4 protein-coding genes and 1 pseudogene are annotated in these 2,803 nt (G+C 66.1%); 4 read left to right on the top strand and 1 reads right to left on the bottom strand.

Annotation, left to right across the window (positions count from 1 at the left end):
• The 4 genes and pseudogenes from QZ184_RS11120 to QZ184_RS11105 all read left to right on the top strand — a co-directional run.
• Nucleotides 1-377: pseudogene (locus QZ184_RS11120) on the top strand (tRNA uridine-5-carboxymethylaminomethyl(34) synthesis enzyme MnmG); the annotation flags it as partial.
• A 24-nt stretch (nucleotides 378-401) separates the two neighbouring features.
• The gene (locus tag QZ184_RS11115; protein WP_296419663.1) at nucleotides 402-1,049 is read left to right on the top strand and encodes a hypothetical protein; all 648 of its coding nucleotides are present in this window, start codon (nucleotides 402-404) and stop codon (nucleotides 1,047-1,049) included.
• Nucleotides 1,050-1,059: 10 nt separating this feature from the next.
• A complete protein-coding gene (locus QZ184_RS11110) occupies nucleotides 1,060-1,674 on the top strand; it encodes a chorismate lyase (protein WP_296419665.1) in 615 nt (204 codons plus the stop codon).
• Nucleotides 1,675-1,744: 70 nt separating this feature from the next.
• On the top strand, nucleotides 1,745-2,101 hold the full coding sequence (locus tag QZ184_RS11105; protein WP_296416134.1) for a hypothetical protein: 357 nt from the start codon (nucleotides 1,745-1,747) through the stop codon (nucleotides 2,099-2,101).
• On the opposite strand, the gene QZ184_RS11100 is transcribed toward QZ184_RS11105, so the two are convergent.
• Nucleotides 2,038-2,604, bottom strand: coding sequence for a hypothetical protein (locus QZ184_RS11100; protein ID WP_296416133.1), 567 nt, complete (start codon nucleotides 2,602-2,604; stop codon nucleotides 2,038-2,040). The two genes, QZ184_RS11105 and QZ184_RS11100, sit on opposite strands and share 64 nt — an antisense overlap.
• Between the last annotated feature and the right edge of the window lie 199 nt (nucleotides 2,605-2,803).

The following is a 2,803-nucleotide window of genomic DNA, read 5'->3' as shown; positions in this document are numbered from 1 at the left end:
ACCTGCTGCGGCGTCCGGGGTTCCACAGCGCAGATCTCGTGCGCCATGGCCTCGCCGAAGCCGAGCTCCCCCTCGACGTGCGTGAGGGGGCTGAGATCGACATCAAATACAGCGGTTACTTGGCCCGGCAACAGCAGCAAATCGATCAACTGAAAAAGCAAGCCGAGCGCCGCATCCCCGAGGGAATCGATTACGAGCAGATCGGCACGCTCTCGCGGGAGGCCCGCGAGAAACTCAGCGCCATCGAACCCAGCAACCTGGGGCAGGCCTCACGGATTCCTGGAGTCAGCCATGCCGATGTGACGGCTCTGATGCTCTGGTTGGAATTAGACAGTCGCCGCAACAACACCCTCGTCAGCACTCCGCAAAGCCGATAGGGTTCACCCACAGCGCTATGCCGCGTGGGCCCGATCCGCTCCATCAACACCTCCAAGGCCTACTGGGAGCTCAAGGCCGAGCAGGTGATGGATCGGGTCTTTCAACCGGCCTCCGCGCAGCAGGCCGAGCTCAACGACGCCATTGAGGTCGACGTTCGCGAGACAACGTCGACCGAAGCCAACAGGACCAGCTCAATCCTGCGCCTGCAGTCCAGGCAGTGGCTCTTGGCCGGCCTGATTCTCTGCGCCCTGGGCTCCGGCCTTGGCCTCTATCAGGGCTGGAGTAGCGCGCAACGGCAACTCCGCCTCGAGCGCAACGCCCGCCTGCTCAGCGACCTGCGCAACCTCACCCCAAACCAAGAACCCGCCACCAGCGAGGCCTTGCCGCCACCGCCGCCAGAGGAAGCCTGGATCACGCAGCTCCCGCCTCTTCCGGCCCTCCCAAGCGAGTCCGCGGCCCCAGCAGAAGCCTTGCCGGAGCTGGTGGGTGTCGTCCAGATCCCCGGCCAACGGGGATCTGCCATCTTTCAGCAGGGCAAGAGCTCAAGCAACGCCCTGATCGGAGAGCAGATCGGCAGCAGCGGCTGGCGGTTGGTCTCGATTCAGAGCGATGGGGCCGTGATCGAACGCAGTGGCGTGCGCCGGCGCGTCAGCATCGGGGCAGGTTTTTAAAGCCAAGCCCCTGAGCAGTTCGGATCAAGCCACTGAGCTTTGGCCCTCGCCCCAGCCCCTCTGGCAAGCCGCGCCTGAGGCCGTGGCCGCGGGCCTCTGCGCCGATGCCGTCAGCGGCGGCCCCCAACTCAGCGGTCCTTGGCGCCTGCTGCTGCTGGGGGATGGCAGCCCCACCCGCCACCTGCAATCCCTAACGGGACAACCCGTCCAGGTGGAGGTGATCGCCATGCGGGCCGATCAGCAGGTGGCCAGCGAAGCCCCCCTGGAGGTGGAAGAGCTCGAGCCACCGCTGGTGCGCAGGCAGGTCTGGCTGCGCTGCGGCCCCCTCACCCTGGCCTGGGCTGAGAGCTGGTGGAACCAAGAGCAAGCCGAACAACACCTCCAGGCCCGCAACCAGCCGATCTGGACCAGCCTCACCGCCAACCGCGCCGAGCTCTACCGCGAGGTCGATGGCCTGGCCCGGGTCCAGGCACCATCTCTGGAAGAGGGGTTTGGGATCCCAGGCCCCTACTGGAGCCGCCATTACCGCTTCTTTCGCGGAGGCCGGGAACTCACCGTGATCCGTGAGGTGTTCTCACCACTGCTGGAGCGCTGGCTGGGCCCTGCCGAACACAAAACTCCATAACACTTTCTAACAAGTGTTACGAGTTGAACGAAAAAAGGATTGACAGGTTGCGGGCTGGTGTGCTGGCGGGATGATTGACCTAACGCATCGGATGGTCATGACCGTGATTCCCTTCAGGAGCCGCTCTCGCAGACGGCCCCACACCAGCACCAGCCCTCCCCAGCCGACCCTTGTCGAGCAGTGGGCCTCTCTGTTGGAACTGCTGTCGGACGGCTGCGCCTCCATCAGCACCAGCGTCGAGCAAATGGCCGAGGACGTTCCCCGCGATTTGATCGCGCCGGTGAACGCCCAACTGCGCCAGCAGGGCTGCCCCTTCCAAGTGCAGGAACGGAAAGCCGGCACCCGGCGCTCCAAGCACCAGGTTCAGCGGACGCGTCGCCGGGTTGAGCGGGGCAGCGACCTACCCAGACCCGCATCGAACGGCTGAGGATCAACCACCTCCACGCTGCGATCTGAGATCCGTGGGCTGGCCTCCCGCTTCCAGCGGTTCAGCGTGAAGCTCTCGTCTTCTGGCCAAGCGTCGGGGTCGACGGGTTCTTGGGACGAGGCAGGGGCACTGGGTTGCGGCTGAGCCTCAACGCGCACGGGCGCGGGGGCCACTGCGGGGCGAGCAGATCGACCTCGGCGGGAGATCGCATCTAAGGGTTGGCGACGGCTCTGGGGCGCCGAGGGCTCCTCCCAGGACTCCCGCCAGCCGTCGTCATCTTCCAGAAGCCAGTCGATCTTGTCCTCTACCCAACGTCCGACCTGATCCAGGCGAAGGCCCGAGGAGGCACGGCGACCACCTGGACGAGCGCCGGAGACACCGTCCACCAGCTGGCGGCCGGCTGACACCCACTGGTCCATCCGTTGGTCCAGGCCTCGCTCCCCGCGGCGGTAGGCCGGGCGCTCCGGTCGCTCAGGGGACCAGTCGTCGTAGGAGTCGCGCATCCAATCAGGCTAGTGAGGCCTACCCCCGTCCCAGGCGGCGGGCACGCAACCAGCGCTCACGCCCGAGACCCAGCAGGGCGATCGAGACGCCGCTGAGTTGCCAAACCCAAAGAACCGTGGCCATGGGCGGAACTTAGGCGGCGGGGCGCTCGAAGACCAGCTGGAAACGGGCGCTCCAACGGCCGCCTTCAAAACGGTC

It is taken from the genome of Vulcanococcus sp. DEBay_Sum22DG08_74 (assembly GCF_017852955.1).
Taxonomy (GTDB): Bacteria; Cyanobacteriota; Cyanobacteriia; order PCC-6307; family Cyanobiaceae; genus Vulcanococcus.
This window is presented reverse-complemented; position numbering and strand designations above follow the sequence as displayed.